Here is a 24,191-nt window from a genome sequence, read left to right as displayed (position 1 = left end):
GCTTCAGTCAATCAACTCAATCTGTTCGGGTACGGTCACGTCGATGATCGGGCCGCTGCGCCGCTCGAGGATGCCGCGCACACGGACGCGGCGCCGTTCCAGCATTTTCGGTTCGATCCCGGCGGCGGCGAAATTACGCGCTTCCCGTTTCGGGATAGTGACTGCGAAGTCCCGCGTCCAGCGCCGTCCAAAGTTCACATAAATAGTGGCCCCGCTCTCCCGCACCGACAAGACCTGGCCCTCAATCAGGGCGAATTGCCCCATTTCGGGCGCCGATATGGTTAAATTTTGGGAACGCAAAGGGGCGAAATTGGGGTCGGCCCACAATCCGAGGCTGGCGGCGCGCGCCGTGCGTTCGGCACTCAAAAGAGCCTGTGCGCATGATTTGGGCCCGGGCCGTGCCGAAACCCGGGCCTGCCCGGCTTTGAGCAGTGCGATTTGCAAAAGTTCCGCCGCCGCTTCTTTGGGCTCGCCAATGTAAGCGAAGGCGACAACCCGGCCATAGCGGTCGTCGCTGATGCGTTCGATGCGGAGGGCCTGGCCGGCGACGAGTGCGCGCAGGGCCACGCCATCGGCCGACGCTTCGATGCCTGCAAGCCGGATTTCACGACCGTCGGCCAACAGCAAAGTGCGGCCGTCGCGCACTGCGGTGACCACGCCGGTGCCGGCCGGCGTTCCGCTGCATTCGGCACGCGCGGGCGCGCCAGCCGCGAGGCCGAGCAAAGCCGAAGCGATCAGCGCGCGCCCGATCATGCGCGCCATTGTCGGAGCGGCCGCGCGGCGCCGTCAATGTTTATAAATCAGGTCTTGTCGCCGGGCCGCGCCAGGAAGTCGAAATCGCAGCCTTCGTCGGCCTGTTGCACATGCTCGCGATAGAGTTTGGCGTAACCGCGCTGCGCCACCTCCGGTACCGGCGGTGGCCGCCAGGCGGCTTGCCGCTTCTTCATCTCCGCATCGTCGATCAGCAGGTCGATGCGTCGCGCCTTGACGTCGAGGCGGATGCGGTCGCCGGTCTTGACCAAGGCGAGCGGACCGCCCACCGCGGCTTCCGGGCTGATATGCAGCACAATGGTGCCGAAGGCGGTGCCGCTCATGCGCGCATCCGACATGCGCACCATGTCCTTGACGCCCTGCTGCGCCAACTTCTTCGGGATCGGGATATAGCCGGCCTCCGGCATGCCCGGCGCGCCGATCGGGCCGGCATTGCGCATGACCAGAATATCGTCGGCGGTGACGTCGAGGCTCGGATCGTCGATGCGCGCTGTCATGTCGGCGACGGAATCGAACACCACAGCGCGGCCTTCATGCTGCATCAGTTTCGCTGCGGCCGCGCCCTGCTTGAGCACGGCGCCGCGCGGCGCCAGATTGCCACGCAACACGACGAGGCCACCTTCGCTCTTCAATGGCGCCGTGCGGGGCCGGATCACGGTCTGACCGGGTACGTCCTCGAAGGTCTTGATGGCGTCGCCCAACGTGCCGCCCGCGACATGTCTGGCATCGAGCGCCAGCAGATCCTTCAGTTCCTGCATCAGACGCGGCACGCCGCCGGCCTGATGGAAGTGCTCCATGTAATGCTGGCCGGTAGGCTTGAGGTCGACCAGCACCGGCGTATTGCGGCCGACCTCGTCATAGGTCTCCAGCGAGATCGGATTCCTGGTGCGGCCAGCGATGGCGGAGAGATGCACAACGCCGTTGGTCGAGCCGCCGATCGCCTGCAGCATGACGATGGCGTTCCGGAACGCGTCCTTTGTCAAAATCTCGGACGGCTTCGGCCCGCCTTTGGTCATCTCGGCGGCGCGCTTGCCAGTCAGCTCGGCCATACGGATTCGGTCGGCATGGACCGCCGGAATCGAGGCGCTGCCGGGCAAAGACAGGCCCAGCGCTTCCATCATGCAGGCGATGGTCGAGGCCGTGCCCATGACGCCGCAGGTGCCGACCGACGGCACCAGCCGCTCATTGGCGCGCTCGATGTCTTCGCCGCTCATGCGCTCGCCGCGGTATTCGCCCCACAGCCGGCGGCAATCGGTGCAGGCGCCAAGTTGCTCACCCTTGAAGTGGCCGACCAGCATCGGCCCGGTCGGCAGGACAATCGCAGGCTTGTCGGCGCTGGCAGCACCCATCACCTGTGCGGGGATGGTCTTGTCGCAGCCGCCGATCAGCACCACGGAATCGACCGGCAGCGCACGGATCATCTCCTCGGTGTCCATCGCCATCAGGTTGCGCAGGAACATCGAGGTCGGGAAGGCAAAGCTTTCGTGAATGGAGATGGTGGGGAACACCATCGGCATGGCGCCGGCGAGCATGACGCCGCGCTTCACCGCCTCGATGAGTTGCGGCACATTGCCGTGGCACGGATTGAAATCCGAATAGGTATCTGTAATGCCGACAATCGGACGGTCGAGGGCGTCGTCCGAATAGCCCATGCCCTTGATGAAGGCCTTGCGCAGGAACAGCGAGAATGCGGTGTCGCCGTAGCTCGTGAGGCCTTGCCGTAGTCCATTACTCATTCACGTCATCCATCGAGGTCGCGCTTCAGGGGCAGATCCAGCCCGCGCCACTGGGGTTACGGAAGCAGCCAACCGATTGCGGCAGCAGCTGTTTCGGCAGCCATAGCACGATTTCGGGGAAGTAAATCACGAATGCGATGGCGGCAAAGAAGATGATGTAGATGGGGAAAGAAGCCAGCATCGCGCGCGAGAATTTCACGTTGACGAACTTCGCCGCCATCAAGAGGCAGAGGCCGTAGGGTGGCGTGATCAGGCCGAAGGCGAGCGTGGTGATGATCACGACGCCCATATGGACGGCGTTGATGTCCGCGTTCTTGGTCAGCTCCAGGATCAGCGGCATGAAGATAATGATTGCCGGCACGGCGTCGATGAAATCGCCGACCAGGATGAAAAGCGCCGTCAGCAGCAGCATGATCAGATGTGGATCGCCGCCGGCATAGTAGGCAATCCAGTCGGAGACCACGGCCGGGCCGCGCAGGTAAGCCAGCATCCAGCCGAAGGCGGAGGCGGCGCCGATGGTGATCAGCGGAATCGAATAAAGGAGGCCGGTGAGCGCGAAGTCGCGTGGCAGATGCGGAAGATGCTTCGGGTTCAGGAGCGGGATGACGACGAAGAGAATGTAGGCGACGGCGATGATGCCGGCCTCGCTCGGTGTGAACCAGCCGGTGAGGATGCCGCCCATGATGATGATCGGGATCATCAGCGGCACGGCGCTGCGCTTGGTGGCCTCGGTGAACTGGGCGAAGGTCGCGCGCTTATGCTTCATGCCGATCGGGCCGAAGAAGTGGCTGTAGATCATCAGGCCGATGCCGATGAACACGCCGGGCGCCACGCCACCGAGAAACAGGCCGCCGATCGACACATTGCCGGTGGCGCCGTAGACGACGGCCATGATGCTCGGCGGGATCAGGTTCGCCATCGTCGCCGCCGAGGCGATCAGGGCCGCAGTAAAGGCCTTGTTATAGCCCTCGCGCGCCATTTCCGGCGCAACCGAGCGGGTCAGGACCGCGACATCGGCCGCCGACGACCCGGAAATGCCGGCAAAGAACATGCTGAACAGGGTGACGACTTGGGCGAGACCGCCGCGCATGTGGCCGACCAGGGTCTGCGACAACGTGATCATGCGCTGGGTCACGTTGGCGGACGTCATCAGATCGCCAACCAGCAGGAAGAACGGAATGGCCATCAGGGCTTCGACGTCCATCCCGTTGAAGACCTGCGCGATCATCGAGGCGTGGCCGACCGGCGTGAATGTGGTGACGATCAGCACGGCGCCGATCAGCGCGAAGGCGACCGGCACGCCCATATAGCCGAGAAAAAGGAACAGAATTCCCATCAGGACAATGAGGAAGCCGTTGGTGGTCACAGCGACTGCCTCTTTTCTTCCGGGGGGCCGTTCGGATCGGCAAAGCCGTGCTTCAGGCCGTTGACCATTTGCTCGATGGTGAACAAGGCGACGAACAGGCCGCTGATCGGGATCGCGGCATAGAGCGAGGCGATCGGTGTCATCGACGGCATACGCAGGCTTTTGAAGCCGTCGAGGAAGTTGATGTAACCGTAATAAATCATGGCGAAGGCGACGCCGAGCACGCAAAGCCTGTTGAAGAACTCGAAGAACAGCCGCGCGCCGCCGCTCATCGATTCCGCGAGTACGGCGAGATAGAGATGGTCGTTGCGGCGCGTTGCGGCGGCCACGCCGATAAAGATGCCATACAGGAAGAACGTCATCGTCGCTTCCTGCACCCACAGCCACGGTCGGCCGATGGCGCGGGTGATGACATCGCAAAACACCAGAAGGCTGAACGAAGCGATGCAGATGCCGCACAGGATCATGAGGCCCTGTTCGATCGGATCGAACGCACGCCATTTGAGATGGCGCTGGTCCTGGATGACGAGGCTGTCAAAGCGCGGCATGGCGGGACTTTCGCGGCAGGAAAAAGGCGGGAGCCGTGGCGCGGCTCCCGCCGCGGCGCTTACTGGACGTTACGCACGAGTTCGAGCACCTTGACCGCGTTGGGGCCAAGGTCTTTCGCCAGCTTGTCCTGGATCGGCTTGCTGATCTGAGAGAAACCGCTCTTGTCGACGGTCTTGACGATCTTGACGCCCATCTTCTCAAGCTTGGCGAGGGCTTCGTGCTCGAGTTTGAAGGCAGCGGCCGGTTCGTTTTTCGACACTTCGTCGGCGGCGGCCTGCACCCACTTCTTTTGCTCGTCGGTCAGGCTCGACCATACCTTGTCGCTGACGAAGAGGGCGGAGTGGTTGGCCTCGTGTTCGGTGAGCGACAGCACGGGCGCCGGCTCATAGTGCTTGTTGACGAGGTAGTTGTTAATGCCGTTTTCGGCCATGTCGGTGACGCCGGTCTGCAAGGCGGTGTAGACCTCGCCGAACGGCATGTGAACGACCTGCGCGCCGTAGGCCGGGAACAGCGTGTCCTCGGTTACGGTCGCCTGCACGCGCATCTTGACGCCCTTGATGTCGGCGACCTTCTCGACGGCTTTCTTGCCGTACATGTGGCGCAAGCCCTGCGAGCCGAGGGCGATCATGTGCGCGCCCTTGATCTTCGCAGCGTAAAGCTCGCGCATGGCGGCGATCACCTTCGCATCGCCGAGCACCTTGATGGCGTGCGCTTCGTCGCGGAAGATGAAGTGAAGCGAGAACACGCCCGACTCCGGCTGCGCGGTCGAGGCATTGGCGGTGGACAGGATCACGAAGTCGATGTCGCCGGTCTGCACCTTCTGCATGGTCTGCGCTTCGGTGCCGAGCTGCGCGCTCGGATACTGGTTGATCGACATCGTGCCCTTGCTGAGCTCCTGCAGTTTCTTGTCGAACATCGCGGCGCCGATGCCGTAGCCACTCTGTTTGGGCTGGTCGTAGGCGAACGAAAATTCACGCTTCTGCGCGGTGGCCGGCGAAAGGGCGGCGGCTGCGGTCAGCAGCAGCACGGCAACCGTCATTGATTTCCGGATGAGCATCGGACTCCCTCCCTGAGAGTGTTGGATGACGCTTTTTGGCGGCGGCTTTTTCTTTGGAGTGTGCCGTCAGGGCTACAGGATTGTCAACAATATGACGTATTCGGGTACGCTGCATTGCAAAATAGCGGCAATAAAAACGCATATTGTCGACAATATAGAGTGTGGCGAACCCTATTCGGCCGCCGGCTTGTGCGATGCGATTTCGGCGGCTTCGCGCAGGCGTCCGAGATACTTCTCCTTGTTGGGCCGCAAATGCTGCACGCAAAGCTCGGCCAGCGCCCAGTTGTCGCGACCCTTGAGCTGCTCGATCATCAATTCGTGCTGGATGCGCGAGGCCTCCAGCGCCTTCGGGTCGGAGAATGTGACGGTGCGGATCACGTAAGTGAGATCCATGTACTGCTTGACCAGCGCCAGCAGGTAGCCGTTGTTGCACAGCGCGAAGATCGCAAGATGGAAGCGGTCGTTGCAGGCATGAATGCCGCGCAGGTCGCCGGTCGTCACGCACGACGCGTAATCGCGCTGAATGGCGGCGATGCGCGCGACAGCTTCCGGTTCCGCCGGCAGACGAATGCGCAAGGCGGCCTGACGCTGGATCATCTCGCGGACGTCGTAGATCTCTTCCACCTCGGCGACGGTGAAAGCGCGCACGGCGGCGCCGACATTGCGGGTGTGGACCAGAATGCCTTTCTTCTCAAGCCGAGCGAAGGCGAGACGAATGAAGTGGCGCGAATGGCCGAAGCGTTCAAGCAGCGCCTCTTCGCGCAGCCGCTCGCCCGGCTTGAGGCGGCCGAAAATGATATCGCTTTCTAGCGCCTCGGCGATCTCCTCGTCCGGCGTCCGCTTGTGCTGCTGGTTTGCCGCGTCGTCCATCGCTGACCTTGTTGCCCGGCACGGGTCGGCCCAAGCATGCCAAAATCATAGATGCATAAGTCGGAATGCGGCAACTGGGTTGCCGCGGCCGGTCAGCCGATGGTGCGCGCCAGCAAATTGAGCCAGTTTTCCGAGGCGATCTTGGTGAGAAGCGTGTCGGAATACCCCTTGGCGCGCAGCGCCTCGAAGAGCACCGGCAGGCCGGCGGCGGAGCCGATCGTCTGCGGTACCGTGGCGCCATCGAAGTCCGAGCCGAGGCCGACGTGATTTTCGCCGAGTTTCTCGAGCAGATAATCGAGATGCTGGACCATCAGGGCGATGTCCGTGTCCGGACGCATGCTGCCATCCGGCCTCAGGAAGCCGGTGGCGAAATTCAGCCCCACCATGCCGCCGGTGTCTCGGATCGCCGCGAGTTGCTTGTCGGTGAGATTGCGCGGGCTCGGGCACAAGGCATGCGCATTGGAATGCGTTGCGACCAGCGGCGCCTTCGACAGCCGCGCCACATCCCAGAACCCTTTTTCGTTGATGTGCGACAGGTCGATCAGGATCTTCATCTCGTCGCAGACGCGCACGAGGTTTTCACCCGCGGCGGTCAAGCCCTCGCCAATGTCGGGGCTCGACGGAAAGCGGAACGGCACGCCATGGCCGAAAATGTTGGGCCGGCTCCACACCGGGCCGAGCGAGCGCAAGCCGGCTGCGTAAAGCACGTCGAGAAAGTCGAGCTTGTCATCGATGGCGTCGGCGCCTTCGATGTGCAGCACCGCGGCGAACGCGCCGCGCGCCATCGCCGCTTTGATCTCCGCCGTCGAGCGGCAGATCGCGACCGCGCCTTGCGACGCGCGCTCAATCCGCACGAGGATGGCGAGTTCGCCGGCCGCCGAGGCGCGCGCTTCGTCCATTGGCAGCGGCGGCGGCAACGGCCGCGACAAGGCGCCGGTCGTCGATTCGGTTGTGCTGGCCGTGCGGGGCGAGGGCGAATACAGCGCGAACAACCCGCCGGCCAGGCCGCCGGCGCGCGCCTTCTTCAGGTCGATATGGCCGGCTTCCTCGCCGCCCAGAAAATCGGCGACCGGGTCGGTGGAGGGGGACTTGTAGAGCCGCAGCAGGACGTCGTTGTGGCCGTCGAAAACGGGGATCGGTTTGGTCATTCGTCCTGCCTGGAATCGTCTGTCGTGCGCCGGGACAGCCTATCACAGTCGCCTTGGCAGGGGTGCGCCGTCCGATATCCTGTGCTAAACGCAGCCCTCGCACGGTCCCGTAGCTCAGCAGGATAGAGCAGCGGTTTCCTAAACCGAAGGTCGGAGGTTCGACTCCTCTCGGGACCGCCATTCCCTTGGCAGCCAGCCGGAATCCATAATGCCCGCTTTGCCGCCCGCCGAGATCGGCGCGCCGTTTTCCGAGATCGACACGCCGGCGCTGGTCATCGACCTCGACGCCATGGAGCGCAACCTGGCGCTGATGGCGGAGCGGGTGAGGGCGCTCGGCATCCGCATCCGCCCGCACGCCAAGACGCACAAGTCGGCGATCATCGCGGCCCAGCAGGTGGCGCTCGGCGCCGTCGGCGTCTGCTGCCAGAAGGTGGCCGAGGCCGAAGCGCTGGCTGCCGGCGGCGTGCGCGACATTCTCATCAGTAACGAGGTGGTCGGCGCACGCAAGCTCACGCGGCTGGCGGCGCTGGCGCGGCACATCCGCATTGCCGTTTGCGTGGATGAATTCGCGCAGATCGCCTTGCTCGGCGATGCTGCGCGTCAGGCCGGCGCGCGCATCGAGGTGCTGGTCGAGATCGATGTCGGCGGCCGCCGCTGCGGCGTCACGCCAGGACCGGAGGCGACACGTTTTGCCGCGGAGATTGCGCGCCACGATCACCTGCGCTTCGGGGGCCTGCAGGCCTATCACGGCAGCGCGCAGCATCTGCGTACGCCGGCCGAGCGCAAGGCGGCGATCGACGCGGCGCAACAGGCGGTGATGGATACGCTCACACCGCTCCAGGCCGCGGGCTTCACCTGTGACACGATCGGCGGCGCCGGCACCGGCACCTTCCCGATCGAAGGCGCGTCCGGCGTCTGGAACGAGTTGCAGGCCGGCTCCTATATTTTCATGGATGCCGACTACGCCAGGAATGTCGCGGACGAAGGCGGCAACGCGCCGCGCTTCGATCATGCGCTGTTCGTGCTGGCAACGGTGATCAGCGCCGTCAAGGACACGCAGGTGGTGGTCGATGCCGGACACAAGGCGCTGTCGAATGACAGCGGCTTTCCGGTGGTGTGGCAGCGGCCGGGGCTTTCGTATCACCGCCCATCCGACGAGCACGGCGTGGTGGCGGTGGCGCCGGGTGCGCAGAAGCCGGCCTGGGGTGACAAGCTGCTGCTTGTGCCCGGGCATTGCGACCCCACTGTCAATTTGTACGACTGGTATGTTGGTGTGCGCGATTTCGGCACGCCGCACGCGCGAGTCGAGACCTTGTGGCCGGTCGATGGGCGCGGCGCCGTGACCTGACGCAAAGGTGACGGCCGCGGCCTTGCCGGTGCCCATAATTCGCGTTCTGATGACACTCATGCGTGGTGTCGTGTCATCAGGCGTAGCGGTTATCGCGGTGCTCGCGTCGAGCGCCGTCAGCCTGTCCGCCGACGATTCAGATGTCATCGAACGCGGCCGCGCGGTGTTTCACGCCGCCTGGGTGCCGCCGGGTGCGGCCAACGAATTCACCGGTCTCGGCCCGGTGTTCAACACCGACTCCTGCGCGTCATGCCATGTTGACAATGGTCGCGGTGCGCCGGTGCGCGCCGATGATCGCGCCAACACGTCTCTGGTGGTGAAGTTCGCGGCGCGGGACAATGGTGGCGGCGCGGACACGATCCGGCGTTATGGCAATCGCCTCAACTACCGCGCTGTGACCGGCGTGCCGGCCGAAGGCGAATTGACCGTGGCGTTCGAGACCATCGAGGGTCGCTTTGCCGATGGCGAGCGTTACGCCTTGCAGAAACCCGTCTATGGTTTCGACAAGCTCGGCAACGGCGCAGTCGCGAAGGACACGCTCGTCGCCGTGCGCATGGCGCCGCCGATCGCCGGGCTCGGCCTCCTGGAGAAAGTGCCGGAGGATTGGATCAAGGCTCGCGCCGCCGCCAATGGGGCAAGCGGAGGGCCGGTGAAGGGCCGGCCCAACGCCGTGTGGGACTCGATCAATTTCCGCATGACGCTCGGCCGCTTCGGCTGGAAGGCGGATACGCCCAATCTCACGCGCATCATTGCCGCCGCCTTTATCACCGATATGGGACTGACGTCGCGACTGTTTCCGTTGGACAACTGCGGGGAGATGCAGTCCGCATGCAAGGCTTCTGCCGCGCCATCCCGGATCGAAGTCGATGACGCGACGCTCGACGCTGTCACGCAGTATGTCGCGCTATTGCCGCCACCGCCGCCGCGCATTGATGCCGACAGCGAGCGCGGCCGCGCGCTGTTTGCCAGCACCGGCTGCATATCGTGTCATGTGCCGAAGGTGCCGGTCATGATGGCGGACGGCAAAACAAGCGAAATTGCGCCTTACACGGATCTGTTGCTGCACGACATGGGTGACGGTCTTGCCGACGGCATGCCGGAAGCGGCGGCCACGGGCCGTGAATGGCGCACGGCGCCGCTGTGGGGACTCGGACTGGCGCGCTGCACGCCGGATCGCGCCGGTTATCTGCATGACGGCCGCGCCCGCAATGTGTCCGAGGCGATCCTCTGGCACGGCGGCGAAGCTGCACAGGCGCGCCACGCGTTCGCGCGGCTCGATGCGCAACAACGCGAAGCGTTGCTGAAATTTCTCGACGGTCTTTAGAACGTGTTCTGCGGCAGCAACGTGCTCGACGCCTGCACCGGCGTCACGCTCACCGACACGGTAATGCGTTGGCCGCCGGCGGCGACGATAACGCCGTCCATCGGCGCCACGTCGGAATAATCGCGCCCGATCGCCAGCGTGACATGATCGTCGGAAGCGATCATGTCGTTGGTCGGGTCAAAGCCGATCCAGCCGATGTCGTGGCCGCACCACACCTGAACCCAGGCGTGCATGGCGTCGGCGCCCTGCAATTCAGTCTGCTCGGGCGTGCGCGTCGTGCGCAAGTAACCGCTGACATAGGACGCCGGCAGGCCGAGACCGCGCAGGCCGGAAATCATGATATGCGCGAAGTCCTGGCAGACGCCGCGGCGCAGCGCGAACGACATCGGCGCCGTCGTCGTCACGGTGGTGGCGCCGATCTCGTAGGCCATGTCGGTCTTGATGCGATGGGTTAGGTCGAGGGCAGCCGCGAGCACCGAACGGCCCCGCGTGAAGCTGGCGCGCGCATAGTCGCGAATTTCAGGGTCGAGCGACACCATACGACTCGGAAACATGAAATGCACCGGCGACTGCGGCCCGATATCGCTCGCCGCGAACACTTCTTCGCGCACGCGTTCCCACGACGGCGCGGTTGCTGGATCGGGGAGGACGACGCTGTCCACCGCGATGCGCGCCGAGACTTTCACGGCGAGTGTCTCATGAGCTTCGCTGATGGCAACCGATGTGAGTTTGTTGCCGAAGAAATCCTGACCTTCACGAGCCTTCACCGGCCGCGGTTCGATCTGCAATGACGACACATGCACGCGCTGGCCGTCGCGGTTGACCGGCGTCAGGCGCAGCACATGATGGGCATGGCTGACCGCCGAGGCGTAGATGCAGGTCGTCACCTGGCGCACATCGTAGATCATGACGCGCCGCTCCAGCCGGACTGCAGGCGTTCGCTGTGCGTGAGGTAAGTCGAGGCGATGGTTTCGGACAGTTTCATCAGTTCGGTTTCGATGCCGACAATTTCGGAAGCGGCGATGCTGGCAGCGTCAGCCGTGCGCAGACGCGTGGCTAGCGTTGCCGCAATCTGCCGTACCGGCGACAGCCGTCCGGCGACCTCGCGGTTCGGCAACGCGGCCAAATGCGCCTCGATGCGGTCGAGCTGGAAGGCGACCGAGCGCGGGTTCGACGGGTCGAACATCACCAGGTCGATCACCGGCGCCAAAGCCGCGATCATCACGTAGCGCTGGCGATAGGTGAGCTGGCTGTCGGCAAGTTCGAGCAACACGTCGAGGCTGCCACCGGGCGAGGCCTTGTCGCCGAAGGTGCGCACGAAGCGGCAGGTGTTGAGCGCCCGCTCGATGCGGCGGCCGAGTTCGAGGAAGCGCCAGCCGGCCAGCTGCGTCATATTCTCCTGGGCGAGGCCGGAGAACGAAGCGGTGATGCGCAAGGCCGCCTCGACGCGCTCGATCATTGCGCTTTCCGATTGGCCGTTCGGCAGCGGCGTTCCGATCAGCGACACCAGATCGGCCACCGCGCGCCAGGCGTCGGGCGAGAAGCGTTCGCGGATCACGGAGGCTGCGTTGCGTGCTGCGCCGGCGAGGCGCGGCAGCGCGCCGGGGAAATCGGGATTCATCAGCACCGAGCGCGCCACCAGGTTCGGCGGCGAAAAGGCCGGATCGAGCGTTGCGGCGCTCCAGCCCTGCAACAGGCTGGCGATCGACGAGACCAGCGGGCCCGTGGCGTCGGAGCCGTCGGCGACGCGGCCCAGCAGCGCGCGTGTCACCCGCAGGGTCGACTCGGCGCGCTCCATATAGCGGCCAACCCAGAACAGGTTATCGGCGGCCCGGCTCGGCAACATGCCCGTCATGCGCTGGATCGTCACCTGCTCCGGCGCCGGCAGCATGGTTACGGTGGACACCGGCCCCTCGGTCAGCACCCAGGCATCGGCGGTGAGATCGCCGCGTTGCAGGCTCACGGCGCGAGCATCGGCATTTTCGGCGATGCGCACGAAGCCGCCCGGCATCACCTGCCAGCCGTCGCGTGTGCGCGCGAGGAACAGCCGCAGGGTGAACGGCCGCGGCTGCAGCCGGCCGTCGCGCCATACCGGCGTCGTCGATAAGGTGACCGCTTCCTGTGCAACGTAATCGATGCGGCGGTCATCGAGCGCCTGCATCAGGATGGCGCGCTCATCGTCGGTCAGTCTGGCGCCGAGCACGCCGGTGCCGAGCCGCAGGTCGGTCATCTGCGCGCCGAAGGCTGGCGCGATGACGACTTCGTTGAGGCGCTTGAGAATGTCCTTGCGCACGTCGTCGCGGCCGAGCCACCAGGTCGCGACATTCGGCAGTTTCAATTCCTCGCCGAGCACATGCGGAGCCAGCGCCGGCAGGAAAGCGAGCAAAGCGCGCGCCTCGACGAAGCCGGCGCCAAGCGCATTGGCGATCACGACCTTGCCGTCGCGCACGGCTTGCACGAGGCCGGCAACGCCGAGGCGCGAGGCGGCGTTGAGTTCAAGCGGATCGGCGAAGTCGGCATCGATACGGCGCAAAAGCACTTCGGTGCGGCGCAAGCCGGAAATGGTGCGGATGAACACGCCGTCATCACGCGCGATCAGGTCTTCGCCTTCGACCAGCAGCAGGCCGAGATAGCGTGCGAGGAAGGCGTGTTCGAAATAGGTTTCGTTGAGCGGCCCGGGCGTCAGCAGACAGACGCGGGCATCGTCCTGCCGGTTGTATTCGAACAGTTCGGCCTGAAAGGCCTGGAAGAACGGCGCGACACGCTCGACGCGCGTCTTCGAATAGACGTCGGGCATGGCGCGCGACAGCGCCAGACGATTTTCGATGGCGTAGCCGGCACCGGATGGTGCCTGCGCACGATCGCCCAGCACCCACCAGCGGCCATCGGGGCCGCGGCCGACATCGACCGCGTAGAATCGCAAATGCGAACCGCCCGGCGGCTCGACGCCGACCAGCGGCCGCAGGAATTCCGGATTGCCGGCGACCAGCGCCGCGGGCAGACGGCCGTCGCGCGTGAGATCGCCAGCGCCGTAGGAATCGGCGAGCACGGCCTCGAGCAAGCCGGCACGCTGGATCAGGCCTTCTTCCAGCGCCTTCCATTCGGTCGGGTCGATGATGAGCGGCACGTGGCTGAGCGGCCAGGGCCGCTCGGCGCCGGCCGGGTCCTCATAGACGCGATAGAAAACGCCGGAGTCGTGAAGATAGCGATCGGCGGCGGCAAAGCGGCGGCTGATCTCTTCGGCGCCCAGAGCGGCGAACTGCGACAGCAGCGGCCGCCAGTGCGCGCGCACGGCGCCGCCGGCATCCATCATCTCGTCGACAACACCGGGCAGCGGCCGATAGCCGGCCACGAATTGCGCGAGGCTTGCTTCCGGATCCTGTGCGGTCGTGTCCGCTGCCGTGTTGTCGCGTGGCGGTGCCATCTGAAAGGGTTAGAGCCAGCCCGGCCTTCTCAGGTCAAGCGTGTAGGGGAATTCGCGCGACGGCGCTTCCGGCGGCGGCTCGTAGCGGCCGCCAGTATGGCCGATATCCTCGAATCGTGCCCGCCGGCGGGCTTCCGCCTCGTAGGAGTTCACAGGAAATGTCTCGTAATTGCGGCCGCCCGGGTGCGCGACGTGATAGATGCAGCCGCCGAGCGAGCGCCGGCTCCACAGATCGACGATGTCGAAGGTGAGCGGCGCGTTGACCGGTAAGTTAGGATGCAGCGCCGCCGACAAGGCCCAGGCTTTGAAACGCACGCCGGCAACAGCCTCGCCGTTGCGGCCGGTCGAACGCAGCGGCAGCCGTCGGCCGTTGCAGGTAACGGCGTGCCGGGCGTCGTTGAAGCCTTCGACTTTAACCTGCAGCCGCTCGACCGAGGAGTCGACGAACCGCGTCGTGCCGGTGCCGGCGGCTTCCTCGCCGAGCACATGCCACGGCTCCAGCGCGTGGCGCAGCTCCAGCGAAACGCCGCCGTGCTCGACGAGGCCATAGCGCGGGAAACGGAATTGCCGCTGCGCGTCGAACCAGACCGGATCGAACGCATAGCCGGCGCGCTTCAAGTCATCGAGCACGTCGAGGAAGTCGCTCCAGACGAAATGCTCGAGCATGAACTGGTCGTGCAGCGCGCTGCCCCAGCGCGCCAGTTTGCCGTCCTGCGGCTCGCGCCAGAACCACGCCACCAGCGCACGCAGCAGCAACTGTTGCGCCAGCGACATGCGATGATCGGGCGGCATTTCGAAGGAACGGAATTCGACAAGGCCGAGGCGGCCAGTGGGGCCGTCCGGCGAAAACAGTTTGTCGATGGAGATCTCGGTGCGGTGGGTATTCCCGGTGACATCGACCAGAATATTCCGGAACAGGCGATCGACCAGCCACGGCGGCGGCACGTAGCCATTGCCCGGCGCCGGCACGTTCGACATCGCGATTTCGAGTTCGTAGAGAATGTCCTGCCGCGCTTCGTCGATGCGCGGCGCCTGACTGGTCGGGCCGATGAACAGGCCGGAGAACAAATAAGATAGCGATGGATGCCGCTGCCAGTACAGCACCAGACTCTTGAGCAGATCGGGCCGGCGCAGGAACGGCGAGTCCGACGCGAACTGGCCGCCGAGGACGACGTGGTTGCCGCCGCCGGTGCCGGTATGCCGACCATCGGTCATGAATTTGTCGGTGCCGAGCCTCGCCTGCCGCGCGTCCTCATAGAGTCCGCGCGTGATATCAACGGCTTCACGCCAGTTCGCAGCCGGATGTACATTCACTTCGATGACGCCGGGATCGGGCGTGATCTTGATGACACTGATGCGCGGGTCGTGCGGCGGCGCGTAACCCTCGATATGAACTGGAATATTGAGCGAGGCCGCGGTGGCTTCGACCGCGGCCAGCAGTTCGAGATATTCCTCGAGCCGGTTGGTCGGCGGCATGAACACGCACAGTTTGCCGTCGCGGATTTCCATGGTCACCGCGGTGCGCACCGGCACGCCGCTCGCCTGCAGTGTGGCGAGCGACTGCGGGCCCCATTGCGCAACCAGCGTTTCTGGCTGCAAAGGCGGTGCGCGGTTCGGTTCGGTCGCAGCGGCGACCGCCGCCAGCGCCGGATGGTCGCTGAACGGATCGGCCGGCACCGGATGGGGATAATCGGCCGGCGCGATGTAGGGCAATTGATTGAGCGGCAGGCGGAAACCCGCCGGTGAATCGCCAGGAATGAGATAAAGCCGGCCGCGCCGCGTGCGCCACACCTCCGACAGCCAGCCGCCGGCGGCCTTTGCAGTCCAATGCTGCACCGGAATGACGAAGCCGGCCGGATGCGTCAGCTTGCGTTCGAACGCACGCATGATGCGATTGCGTTCGGCGGCGTCGTCGAGCTTGGGATTGGCTGGATCGATATTGTCCGGCAACGCGCCTTCCTTGAGCAGGCGCTCGGCCGGGTCTTCATAGACCGGCTGCACGAATTCAGTGGCGATGCCGATCCGCGCCGCGACATTTTCTGCGAAAGTCTGAAGGTCGAGCGAGGTAGGCGGCGGTGTCGTCTGCTGGCGCGCGATGAGGTCGAAGTTCTGCCACATCGGCTGGCCGTCACGCCGCCAGTACAGCGAGTAGGCCCAGCGCGGCAGTTCTTCGCCCGGATACCACTTGCCCTGGCCGTAATGCAGCAAGGCGCCCGGTGCGAAACGCTTGCGCAGGCGCTGGATCAGATCGTCAGCGCGGATGAGCTTCTGCGGGCCGAGCGCCGCGGTATTCCACTCCGCGGATTGATAGTCGTCGATGGAGACGAAGGTCGGTTCGCCGCCCATCGTCAGGCGCACATCCCAGCTGTTGAGATCGGCGTCGACCTTGTCGCCGAGCGCGTCGAGCGCAGCCCAGGCTTCGTCCGAAAACGGCAAGGTGACGCGCGGCCGTTCGGCGATGCGTTCGACCTTCATCTCGAAATTGAACGTGACTTCAGCCGGCTCAACGAGACCGGTGATCGGCGCGGCGGAACGGTAATGCGGCGTTGCCGCGACCGGAATGTGGCCTTCGCCGCAGAGCAGGCCGGATGTCGGATCGAGGCCGATCCAGCCGGCGCCCGGCAGATAGACTTCGGTCCAGGCGTGCAGATCGGTGAAATCAACTTCGGTGCCGCTCGGGCCGTCCAGCGATTTGAGATCGGGCCGAAGCTGGATCAGATAGCCGGAGACGAAACGTGCGGCGAGCCCGATGTGGCGCAATAGCTGGACCATGAGCCAAGCCGAGTCACGGCACGAGCCGAGTCCGCAGGACAAGGTTTCGTCCGGCGTCTGTACGCCGGGCTCCAGGCGCACGATGTATTTGACGACCTTGTTGAGGCGCTGGTTGAGATCGACAATGAAGTTGACGGTGTTGGGCGCCTCGCGCGGGATCGAATCGATCAGCGCCTGCAGCAGAGGTTCGGCGGGCTCGGCTTTGAGGTAAGGCGTGAGGTCGTCTTTGAGTTCGTCGGCATAGACGAACGGCCACTTGTCGGCATAAGGCTCGACGAAGAAATCGAACGGGTTGATGACTTCGAGGTCGGCGGTGAAATCGACGGTGACCGAAAATTCAGTCGTCTTCTCCGGGAAGACGAAGCGGGCGAGCCAGTTGCCGTGCGGATCCTGCTGCCAGTTCACGAAGTGCTCGGCCGGCGTCACCTTCAGCGAATAGCTCGGGATCTTGGTGCGACTGTGCGGCGCCGGGCGCAGCCGAACGATCTGCGGGCCGAGGGCAATGGGCTTGTCGTATTTGTAGCTCGTGACGTGGTGAAGGCCGGCGAGGATCGACATTGCGTACCCGTTACTCTGTGGCTCGAAGCCAATTCTAGTTGCTCTGCGGCCGAAGCGATTGCCTATTAACCAAGCAAGTTCCGGGCCGCTTGGGCGGCTATTGGGCGCTCGAAACTGTCCCATTTCCAGTCAATTAGCGGAGTTTGGTTACGAACCGGCGACGGCTGTAGCCCGCATGGAGCGACGCGCGGTGCGGGGCGGCGTTCCCGGATTTCGCTGCGCTACGGTTCACCCGCCTGCCTGGAAAGCCCTGCATGTATGCGATCGGGCTTGAGTGGCAGCGAATGGAACCGCACGCCAGTGGCATCGCGAATGGCATTGGCGAGTGCGGCGGCGACCGGATTGTATGGGCTCTCGCTCATCGACTTGGCGCCGAAGGGGCCCAGTTCGTCGGAGGTCTTCGCGAACAGCACTTCGGTGTGCGGGATGTCGGCAAAAGCCGGGATGCGGTAATGCCGGAATGACGGATTGGTGACGCGGCCGTCGCCATCGATCACGACTTCCTCGAACAGCGCGGCGCCGAGTGCTTGCGCCACGCCGCCTTCGACCTGCGCCCGGCATTGCATCGGATTGATGACGGTGCCGGCGTCGGCAGCCTGCACGCTCTTCAGGATTTTGACTTCGCCGCTGACCGTGTTCACCGCGACACGGAAGCCCTGCACGTTAAAAGCGACGGAACGCGGTATGCCGTTGGTGGTGCCGTGCGCCTTGAGGTCAACGCCCTGCGCCCGCGCCGCATTGAACAGGTCGGCGAGTGCGATGGACCGGCCGCCGCAGTCGACGGCGCCGTCAAGGAGTTTGCAAAGCTTCGGATCGATGTCCGCGTGCTTCGCGGCGAATGCCTGCAGGACATCGCGCAAGGCTTCGGCGGCAAATTGCGTGGCGCGTCCGGCGATCACCGTGCCGGTCGAGCCATAGGCGCCGGTGTCGTGGCCGCCATGGTCGGTGTCGGACTGCTTGAAGTGAATGTTTGTCGGCTTAGCATTCAGCACGCTAGCCGCGATCTGCCGGTGAACGGTCGAGGTACCATTGCCGAATTCGGCAGTGCCGATGGTCATGCCGAACGAGCCGTCGGGCTCGAGCCAAATGAAAGTATCGGAGTAGTGCCCGCCCGGCGGCACTGTGTCGATCATGGTCAGCGCATAGCCTTCGCCGACGGCCCAACCGGGTGGCGGTTCGTCGCCGTCGCCACGCATCATCGCCGCCTGCGCGAGGTCGAGACACTGGTCGAGGCCGTAGCTGCCGTAGATGACGTCATCCGGCGCCTTGTGCAGGCCGATCATGTCGTCGCCCTTGCGCACGACATTGCGGCGGCGGAATTCGATGGCATCCATGCCGACCATGCGTGCGATTTCGTCGATGGCGGATTCCACCGCGAAACTGGTCTGCGGCAGACCATAGCCGCGAAACGCACCCGCCGGCACCGTGTTGGTATAGGCTGCGTAGCCGTCCACCTTCTTGTTCGGGCAGCGATAGACGCTGATCGATTCCGAACAGGCGTGTTCGAGCACCGGCATGCCATGATTGCCATAGGCGCCGGTGTTGGACACGACATTGAGTTGCATCGCGGTAAGCGTGCCGTCGCGCCTGGCGCCGATCTTTAGCGTGACCTTCATCGGATGCCGCGTGGTGGCGCCGGTGAACTGCTCCTCGCGGGTGAATTCGAGCTTGACCGGTTTGCCGGTCTTCAGCGCCGCCAGCGCGGCGATATCCTCGGTCAACATTTCCTGCTTGGCGCCAAAGCCGCCGCCGACGCGCTCGCATAGCACGCGCACTTTGTCGCGCGGCAGGCCGAACACGCGGGCAAGCTCAATACGCGTGAGGAACGGCACCTGCGTCGACGAGCGCACCGTGAGCCGGCCGGTGTCGTCGATCCAGGCGATGGCGCACAAGGTTTCCAGATGGGCATGCTGGACTCGCGGCACGAAATAGGTGCCTTCGTGGATGACATCGGCCTCGGCGAAGCCTTTCTCGACGTCGCCGGTCGAGCCCTGTACCGCAGCGACGATATTGCGCTTCGGTTCGGCAATGCGTGCTTCCGGTCCCTTGTCGTGCAGCAGCGGTGCCCCGGGCTTGATCGCATCTTCTGGATCGAACACCGCGGGCAGCACATCGTAATCGACGACGAGCTTGCGACAGGCTTCTTCCGCCGCGGCTTCGCTGGTGGCGACAACGGCCGCAACACGCTGGCCGATAAAGCGCACCACGTTGTCGAGCACGCGCGTATCGTCGGGATCGATGTCACGCGTCTCATGCCGGGCACTGGAATAAAGCGTCGACGGCGCATCTTCATGCGTCAGCACAGCGACGACGCCCGGCACGGCCAGCGCCGCGCTTTTGTCGATCGAGCGAATGCGCGCGTGGGCGTGCGGCGAGCGCATCAGCTTGATGTGATGCAGGCCGTCAATGGCGACATCGAGCGTGAAGCGGGCCTTGCCGGTGACGACATCCGGCCCCGCGGGAGCCGGCACGTTATGGCCGACGCCGTAGCCGGCTTTCGGCGCGGCGGTGTCGCAGCGCCCGGCGATGGCATCCTCGATGGCGCGATAGCCGGTGCAGCGGCAGAGGTTTCCTTTCAGCGCGCGGCCGAGATCGGCCTTCTGTGCCTGATTGAGTGCCGCCGCGGTCATGATCATGCCGGCGGTGCAGAACCCGCACTGGAAGCCCTGCGCGTCGAGAAAGGCCTGCTGCATCGGATGCAGTTCGTTGTCCTTCGCGAGGCCTTCGATGGTCGTCACCTCATGGCCGTCGGCGCGGAAGGCCGGCACGAGGCACGAATGCACCGGCTCGCCGTCGACATAGACGGTGCAGGCGCCGCAGTCGCCGGCATCGCAGCCTTTCTTGACGCCGAAGTGGCCAAGCTGGCGGAGAAAAGTGCGCAGGCATTGGCCCGGCGCGGGCTGCTCGGTGAAATCACGGCCGTTGATGCGGAAGGTCATCGTGCGCCTCCCGACAGTTCGGCGAGGATCTCGCGGGCGAAATGCAAGGTCATGTCGCGGCGCCAGGCGGGCAGGCCGTGAATGTCGTCGAACCAGTGGCCGGCGACTTCGCGATCGATACGCGAGACAAGGGCATCGGCAGCGGGCAGGGCGTCGAAGCGGAACTGATACGGCCGCGGCGTCGAGGCGGTGACGGTCAGGACGAAGGCGCCTTTGGTATCGAGCGTGCCAATGATCAGCGCGCCGGAACGGCCGACATTCGTCAGCGAGATCTGCCGAAACGCGGTGCGCCGCGTCAAAGCCACGGCCGGCAGATGAATGGCGCGGACGATCTCGCCCGGTTTCAGTTCATTGCTGAGGGGACCCTTGACGAAATCGGCGACGCGCACGCGCCGCTCCGAGCCGTTCGGCGCCCACAGCAAGAGTTCACCATCGAGCGCAGTGGCGAGCGAAATCATCGGCCCGGCCGGCAGCGACATCACGATATTGCCGCCGACGGTGGCGACGTTCCAGACCTTGAAGGAGGCGAGGAAGGCGCGGCAGCACTGGCCGATCAGCGGCGCGGCGGTCCATGAGGCCGGCGCCGCGAAAGCGTCGAGTTGTGCGATGGTACAGGTTGCGGCGATTTCCAATCCGGCGTCGGAGGCGCGCAGCGGTTGCCAGCCGAGCGTCGACAAATCGATCAGCCGGGTGAGCTTGTTCTGCGGTTCGGAGAACAGCCAGGTGCCGCCGGCGAGGAATGCATCGCCTGCACGCCATGTCGGCAGGGCTTCGCGTGACGTTGGCCGCTCGACGGCGGTGATGGTGTTCAGGTCCATTTCACCCTCTGGTCCTGAACTTGCAACGAACTATAGTCGGCGTGAATGCGACGGAGCGCGCGATGACCGACCCGATCTGGATCAAGGACCCGATGGCCATTCTGGCGGATGGCGCCGAGCGCGGCGTTGTCGTCAAGGATGGCGTCATTGTCGAGCTGGTCGGCAAGGGCCGGGAGCCTGCGACGCCAGGCGCCAAGGCGTTCGAAGCGCGCGACCATGTCGTGATCCCGGGGCTGATCAACACGCATCATCATTTCTACCAGGCGCTGACGCGCGCCGTGCCGGCCGCGCTCGACCGCGAACTGTTTCCCTGGCTCAAGGCGCTGTATCCGATCTGGGCGAAGATGACGCCGGAGGCGCTCGACGCCGCCGTCACGGTGGCGATGGCGGAACTGATGCTGTCCGGCTGCACCACAACCACCGACCATCATTATGTGTTCCCGAAGGGACTGGAAGACGGCGTCGATATCGAGGTCGCGGCGGCCAAGCGTCTCGGCATTCGCGTGCTGCTGACGCGCGGCTCGATGAATCTCTCCGAGCGTGACGGCGGCCTGCCGCCGGACAGCGTGGTGCAGGACGAGGACACCATTCTCGCCGACAGCGAGCGTGTGGTTGCACGCTATCACGAACGCGGCGAGGCGGCGATGACGCAAGTGGCGCTGGCGCCGTGCTCGCCCTTCTCGGTGACGACGTCGCTCATGAAAGCGACGGCGGCGCTGGCCGACAGGCTCGACGTGCGCCTGCACACCCATCTCGCCGAGACCGAGGACGAGAATGCCTTCTGCCAGCAGCTCTACAAGTGCCGGCCGCTCGATTATCTGGAGGATTGCGGCTGGCTCAATCACCGCACCTGGCTGGCGCATGGCGTGCATTTCGACAAAACGGAAATGCCGCGTCTCGCCAAAGGGAAAGTGTCGATCAGCCATTGCGCCTGCTCGAACCAGACTTTGGCGTCGGGCCATTGTCCGGTGTGCGAGCTGGAAGAGGCCGGCGTGGCGATCGGTCTTGGTGTCGATGGCTCGGCGTCGAACGATGAATCGAATTTGATGCAGGAAGTGCGTGCCGCGTTCCTGCTGCAGCGCGGGCGCTATGGCGTCACGAAAGTGAGTCACAAGGACGCCTTGCGCTGGGCGACGAAGGGATCGGCGGCCTGCGTCGGTCGGCCTGAGCTGGGTGAGATCGCTCTCGGCAAACGCGCCGATCTGGCGCTCTACAGACTCGATGAGTTGCGGTTTTCCGGCCACGGCGATCCGCTTGCGGCGCTGGTGCTGTGCGGCGCGCATCGCGCCGACCGGGTGATGATCGAGGGGTGCTGGACCGTGGTCGATGGCGCGATCCCCGGCCTCGATGTCGCCGGCCTCATGCGCCGCCATCAGGCGGCGGCGAAGATGGTGCAAGGCTGAACGCGACAACGGCATCATGACCCGGCGAAACGAGGGAGGCCGCGTGGCCTCCCTCGCGCTCCCGTTACTTGCCGCCAGGGATCTTGTCGTCGATGCCCTTGACGTAGAAGTTCATGCCGAGGATCTGGCCGGCGTCGAGATTCTTGCCGCCCTTGCATTCCACCGCCTTGCCGTCCTGGCCGATGACCGGACATTTGAAGGGATGCAATTCGCCGGCGATGATCGCCGCTTCGGTCTTCTCGGCCAATGCCTTCACGTCGTCGGGCATGTTGGTGTAGGGCGCCATCAACACCATCTTTTCCTTGAGGCCGTCCCAGGTGTCTTCCGCCTTCCAGGTGCCGGCGAGCGCGGCCTTCGCCTGCTTCACGTAATAGGGCCCCCAGTTGTTGATGATGGCGGTGAGCTGGGTCTTCGGGCCGAACTTGATCATGTCCGAGTCCTGGCCGAAGGCGTAGATGCCGCGCTGCGCCGCGACCTGCATGGCCGCCGGACTATCGGTGTGCTGCATGATCACGTCGACGCCCTGGTCGGCCAGCGCCTTGGCGGCGTCGGCTTCCTTGCCCGGATCGAACCAGGTGTTCACCCAGATGATCTTGAGCTTGATGTTCGGGTTGACGGTCTGCGCGCCGAGGATGGTGGCGTTGATGCCGGAGATCACTTCCGGGATCGGGAACGAGGCGATGTAGCCGAGCGTGCCGGTCTTCGACATCTTGCCGGCGATTACGCCCTGGATGTAACGGCCCTCGTAGAAGCGGCCCGAGTAAGTGCCCATGTTCGGCGCGTTCTTGAAGCCGGTGGCGTGCTCGAACTTGATCTTCGGGAACTGCTTGGCGACCTTCAACGTCGGATCCATGTAGCCGAACGACGTGGTGAAGATCAGGTCGTGGCCGGTGCGCGCGAGCTGCACGATCGAGCGCTCGCTATCCGGGCCTTCGTTGACGTTCTCGAGATAGGTGGTCTCGACCTTGTCGCCGAGCTCCTTCACCATCATCTGACGGCCGACCTCGTGCATATAGGTCCAGCCGAGGTCGCCGACCGGGCCGAGATAGATGAAGCCGACCTTGATCTTGTCGGCGGCTGTGGCGTTGAAGGCGGTTGCGGCCAGCGTCAGCGCCGCGGCCGCCGCGGTCATCAGAAGTTTTTTCATGTTCCAGCTCCAGTTAAAAGTGACGTCAGAAAATCGGTTAGCGATCGGGCACGAACACGATGCCGAGCGAGGCCGGCGCCACCGATCCGGCGGCGCCGCGCGCGCGGGAAATGATCACCAGCACGATGACGGTCGCGAGATAAGGCATCGCCGTCATCAGTTGCGAAGGAATGCCGAGGCCGAAGGCCTGCGCATGCAGTTGCAGGATCGACACCGCGCCGAACAGATAGGCGCCGGCCACCAGCCGGCCCGGCAGCCATGACGAGAACACGACCAGCGCCAGCGCGATCCAGCCGCGGCCGGCGGTCATGCCCGGAATGAAGAACGGCGTGTAGGCGAGAGGAAGAAACGCGCCGGCAAGACCCGCGCAGCCGCCGCCGAACAGTACCGCGAGCAGGCGGATTTTCAGCACCGGGTAGCCAAGCGCATGCGCCGAGGTGTGGCTGTCGCCGACCGCGCGCAGGATCAGCCCGCCGCGTGTGCGATAGAGAAACCACCAGATGCCGACGACGAGCGCAATCGAGACATAGACGAAGCCGTCCTGTCCGAACAGGATGCGGCCAATGAGCGGAATGCCGGTCAGGACTGGAAGGTAAAGCTGCGGCGCCGGCACGATCTTTTCGCCGACGAAGCCGGCGCCGATCAGGCCCGACAGCCCGACGCCGAGAATGGTAAGCGCGAGGCCCGCCGCCACCTGATTGACCGCGAGCCCGAGCGTCAGCACCGCGAACACGAAAGACAGCGCCATGCCGGCGGCGATGCCGAACAGCGCGCCGATGAAGGTCGAGCCGGTGAGCCAGGCGCCGGCGAAACCGCAGGCCGCCCCCATGATCATCATGCCTTCGACGCCGAGATTGAGAACGCCGGAGCGCTCGACGATCAGTTCGCCGGCCGCCGCCAGCAACAGCGGCGTCGAGGCGGCGATGATCGAGATGATGATGGCTTCGACGAGACCCATGGT

General features: G+C 64.8%; 17 protein-coding genes and 1 tRNA gene. 4 read left to right on the top strand and 14 right to left on the bottom strand.

The features are described from left to right. Window positions 1-3 precede the first annotated feature (3 nt). From DXH78_RS03795 to DXH78_RS03765, 7 genes are all read right to left on the bottom strand, one after another. Complete coding sequence (locus DXH78_RS03795; protein WP_115515808.1) at window positions 4-762, bottom strand: thermonuclease family protein; 759 nt, start codon at window positions 760-762, stop codon at window positions 4-6. 38 nt (window positions 763-800) lie between these two features. Continuing rightward, window positions 801-2,507, bottom strand: coding sequence for an IlvD/Edd family dehydratase (locus DXH78_RS03790; RefSeq protein WP_115515807.1), 1,707 nt, complete (start codon window positions 2,505-2,507; stop codon window positions 801-803). Window positions 2,508-2,532: 25 nt separating this feature from the next. After that, window positions 2,533-3,843, bottom strand: coding sequence for a TRAP transporter large permease (locus DXH78_RS03785; RefSeq protein WP_115517706.1), 1,311 nt, complete (start codon window positions 3,841-3,843; stop codon window positions 2,533-2,535). A 26-nt stretch (window positions 3,844-3,869) separates the two neighbouring features. Beyond that, a complete protein-coding gene (locus tag DXH78_RS03780) occupies window positions 3,870-4,421 on the bottom strand; it encodes a TRAP transporter small permease (protein ID WP_115515806.1) in 552 nt (183 codons plus the stop codon). 59 nt (window positions 4,422-4,480) lie between these two features. Then, window positions 4,481-5,479, bottom strand: a complete 999-nt coding sequence (locus DXH78_RS03775) for a TRAP transporter substrate-binding protein (RefSeq protein WP_115515805.1) — start codon at window positions 5,477-5,479, stop codon at window positions 4,481-4,483. Window positions 5,480-5,650: 171 nt separating this feature from the next. Next, on the bottom strand, window positions 5,651-6,349 hold the full coding sequence (locus DXH78_RS03770; protein WP_115515804.1) for a GntR family transcriptional regulator: 699 nt from the start codon (window positions 6,347-6,349) through the stop codon (window positions 5,651-5,653). Between the two features lie 92 nt (window positions 6,350-6,441). Next, on the bottom strand, window positions 6,442-7,497 hold the full coding sequence (locus DXH78_RS03765) for a dipeptidase (RefSeq protein WP_115515803.1): 1,056 nt from the start codon (window positions 7,495-7,497) through the stop codon (window positions 6,442-6,444). A 103-nt stretch (window positions 7,498-7,600) separates the two neighbouring features. On the opposite strand from DXH78_RS03765, the gene DXH78_RS03760 reads away from it, so the two are divergent. From DXH78_RS03760 to DXH78_RS03750, 3 genes are all read left to right on the top strand, one after another. Then, window positions 7,601-7,677: transfer RNA gene (locus DXH78_RS03760), tRNA-Arg, on the top strand. A gap of 28 nt (window positions 7,678-7,705) precedes the next feature. Beyond that, window positions 7,706-8,845: a DSD1 family PLP-dependent enzyme gene (locus tag DXH78_RS03755; protein ID WP_115515802.1), complete on the top strand. Its 1,140-nt coding sequence runs from the start codon at window positions 7,706-7,708 to the stop codon at window positions 8,843-8,845. 49 nt (window positions 8,846-8,894) lie between these two features. After that, the gene (locus DXH78_RS03750; protein WP_115515801.1) at window positions 8,895-10,169 is read left to right on the top strand and encodes a di-heme oxidoredictase family protein; all 1,275 of its coding nucleotides are present in this window, start codon (window positions 8,895-8,897) and stop codon (window positions 10,167-10,169) included. Here the strand turns inward: DXH78_RS03750 and DXH78_RS03745 are convergent. The 5 genes from DXH78_RS03745 to DXH78_RS03725 all read right to left on the bottom strand — a co-directional run bounded on the left by DXH78_RS03745 (window position 10,166) and on the right by DXH78_RS03725 (window position 20,680). Further along, complete coding sequence (locus DXH78_RS03745; RefSeq protein ID WP_115515800.1) at window positions 10,166-11,077, bottom strand: transglutaminase family protein; 912 nt, start codon at window positions 11,075-11,077, stop codon at window positions 10,166-10,168. The genes DXH78_RS03750 and DXH78_RS03745 overlap by 4 nt on opposite strands. Beyond that, window positions 11,074-13,593, bottom strand: coding sequence for a circularly permuted type 2 ATP-grasp protein (locus DXH78_RS03740; protein WP_115515799.1), 2,520 nt, complete (start codon window positions 13,591-13,593; stop codon window positions 11,074-11,076). The genes DXH78_RS03745 and DXH78_RS03740 overlap by 4 nt, the downstream gene beginning before the upstream one ends. A gap of 9 nt (window positions 13,594-13,602) precedes the next feature. Continuing rightward, a complete protein-coding gene (locus DXH78_RS03735) occupies window positions 13,603-16,923 on the bottom strand; it encodes a transglutaminase family protein (protein ID WP_115515798.1) in 3,321 nt (1,106 codons plus the stop codon). Between the two features lie 221 nt (window positions 16,924-17,144). Beyond that, complete coding sequence (locus DXH78_RS03730) at window positions 17,145-19,862, bottom strand: molybdopterin-dependent oxidoreductase (protein WP_115515797.1); 2,718 nt, start codon at window positions 19,860-19,862, stop codon at window positions 17,145-17,147. Then, complete coding sequence (locus DXH78_RS03725; protein ID WP_115515796.1) at window positions 19,859-20,680, bottom strand: FAD binding domain-containing protein; 822 nt, start codon at window positions 20,678-20,680, stop codon at window positions 19,859-19,861. Before DXH78_RS03725 ends, DXH78_RS03730 begins: the two co-directional genes overlap by 4 nt. Before the next feature lie 62 nt (window positions 20,681-20,742). On the opposite strand from DXH78_RS03725, the gene DXH78_RS03720 reads away from it, so the two are divergent. Further along, entirely contained in the window at window positions 20,743-22,083 is a 1,341-nt protein-coding gene (locus DXH78_RS03720; protein ID WP_115517705.1) for an 8-oxoguanine deaminase, read from the top strand. Window positions 22,084-22,147: 64 nt separating this feature from the next. Here the strand turns inward: DXH78_RS03720 and DXH78_RS03715 are convergent, their stop codons facing one another. After that, on the bottom strand, window positions 22,148-23,230 hold the full coding sequence (locus tag DXH78_RS03715) for a BMP family ABC transporter substrate-binding protein (protein WP_115515795.1): 1,083 nt from the start codon (window positions 23,228-23,230) through the stop codon (window positions 22,148-22,150). A 37-nt stretch (window positions 23,231-23,267) separates the two neighbouring features. Further along, window positions 23,268-24,188: an ABC transporter permease gene (locus DXH78_RS03710; RefSeq protein WP_115515794.1), complete on the bottom strand. Its 921-nt coding sequence runs from the start codon at window positions 24,186-24,188 to the stop codon at window positions 23,268-23,270. Window positions 24,189-24,191: the final 3 nt, after the last annotated feature.

It is taken from the genome of Undibacter mobilis (assembly GCF_003367195.1).
GTDB lineage: Bacteria > Pseudomonadota > Alphaproteobacteria > Rhizobiales > Xanthobacteraceae > Pseudolabrys > Pseudolabrys mobilis.
This window is presented reverse-complemented; position numbering and strand designations above follow the sequence as displayed.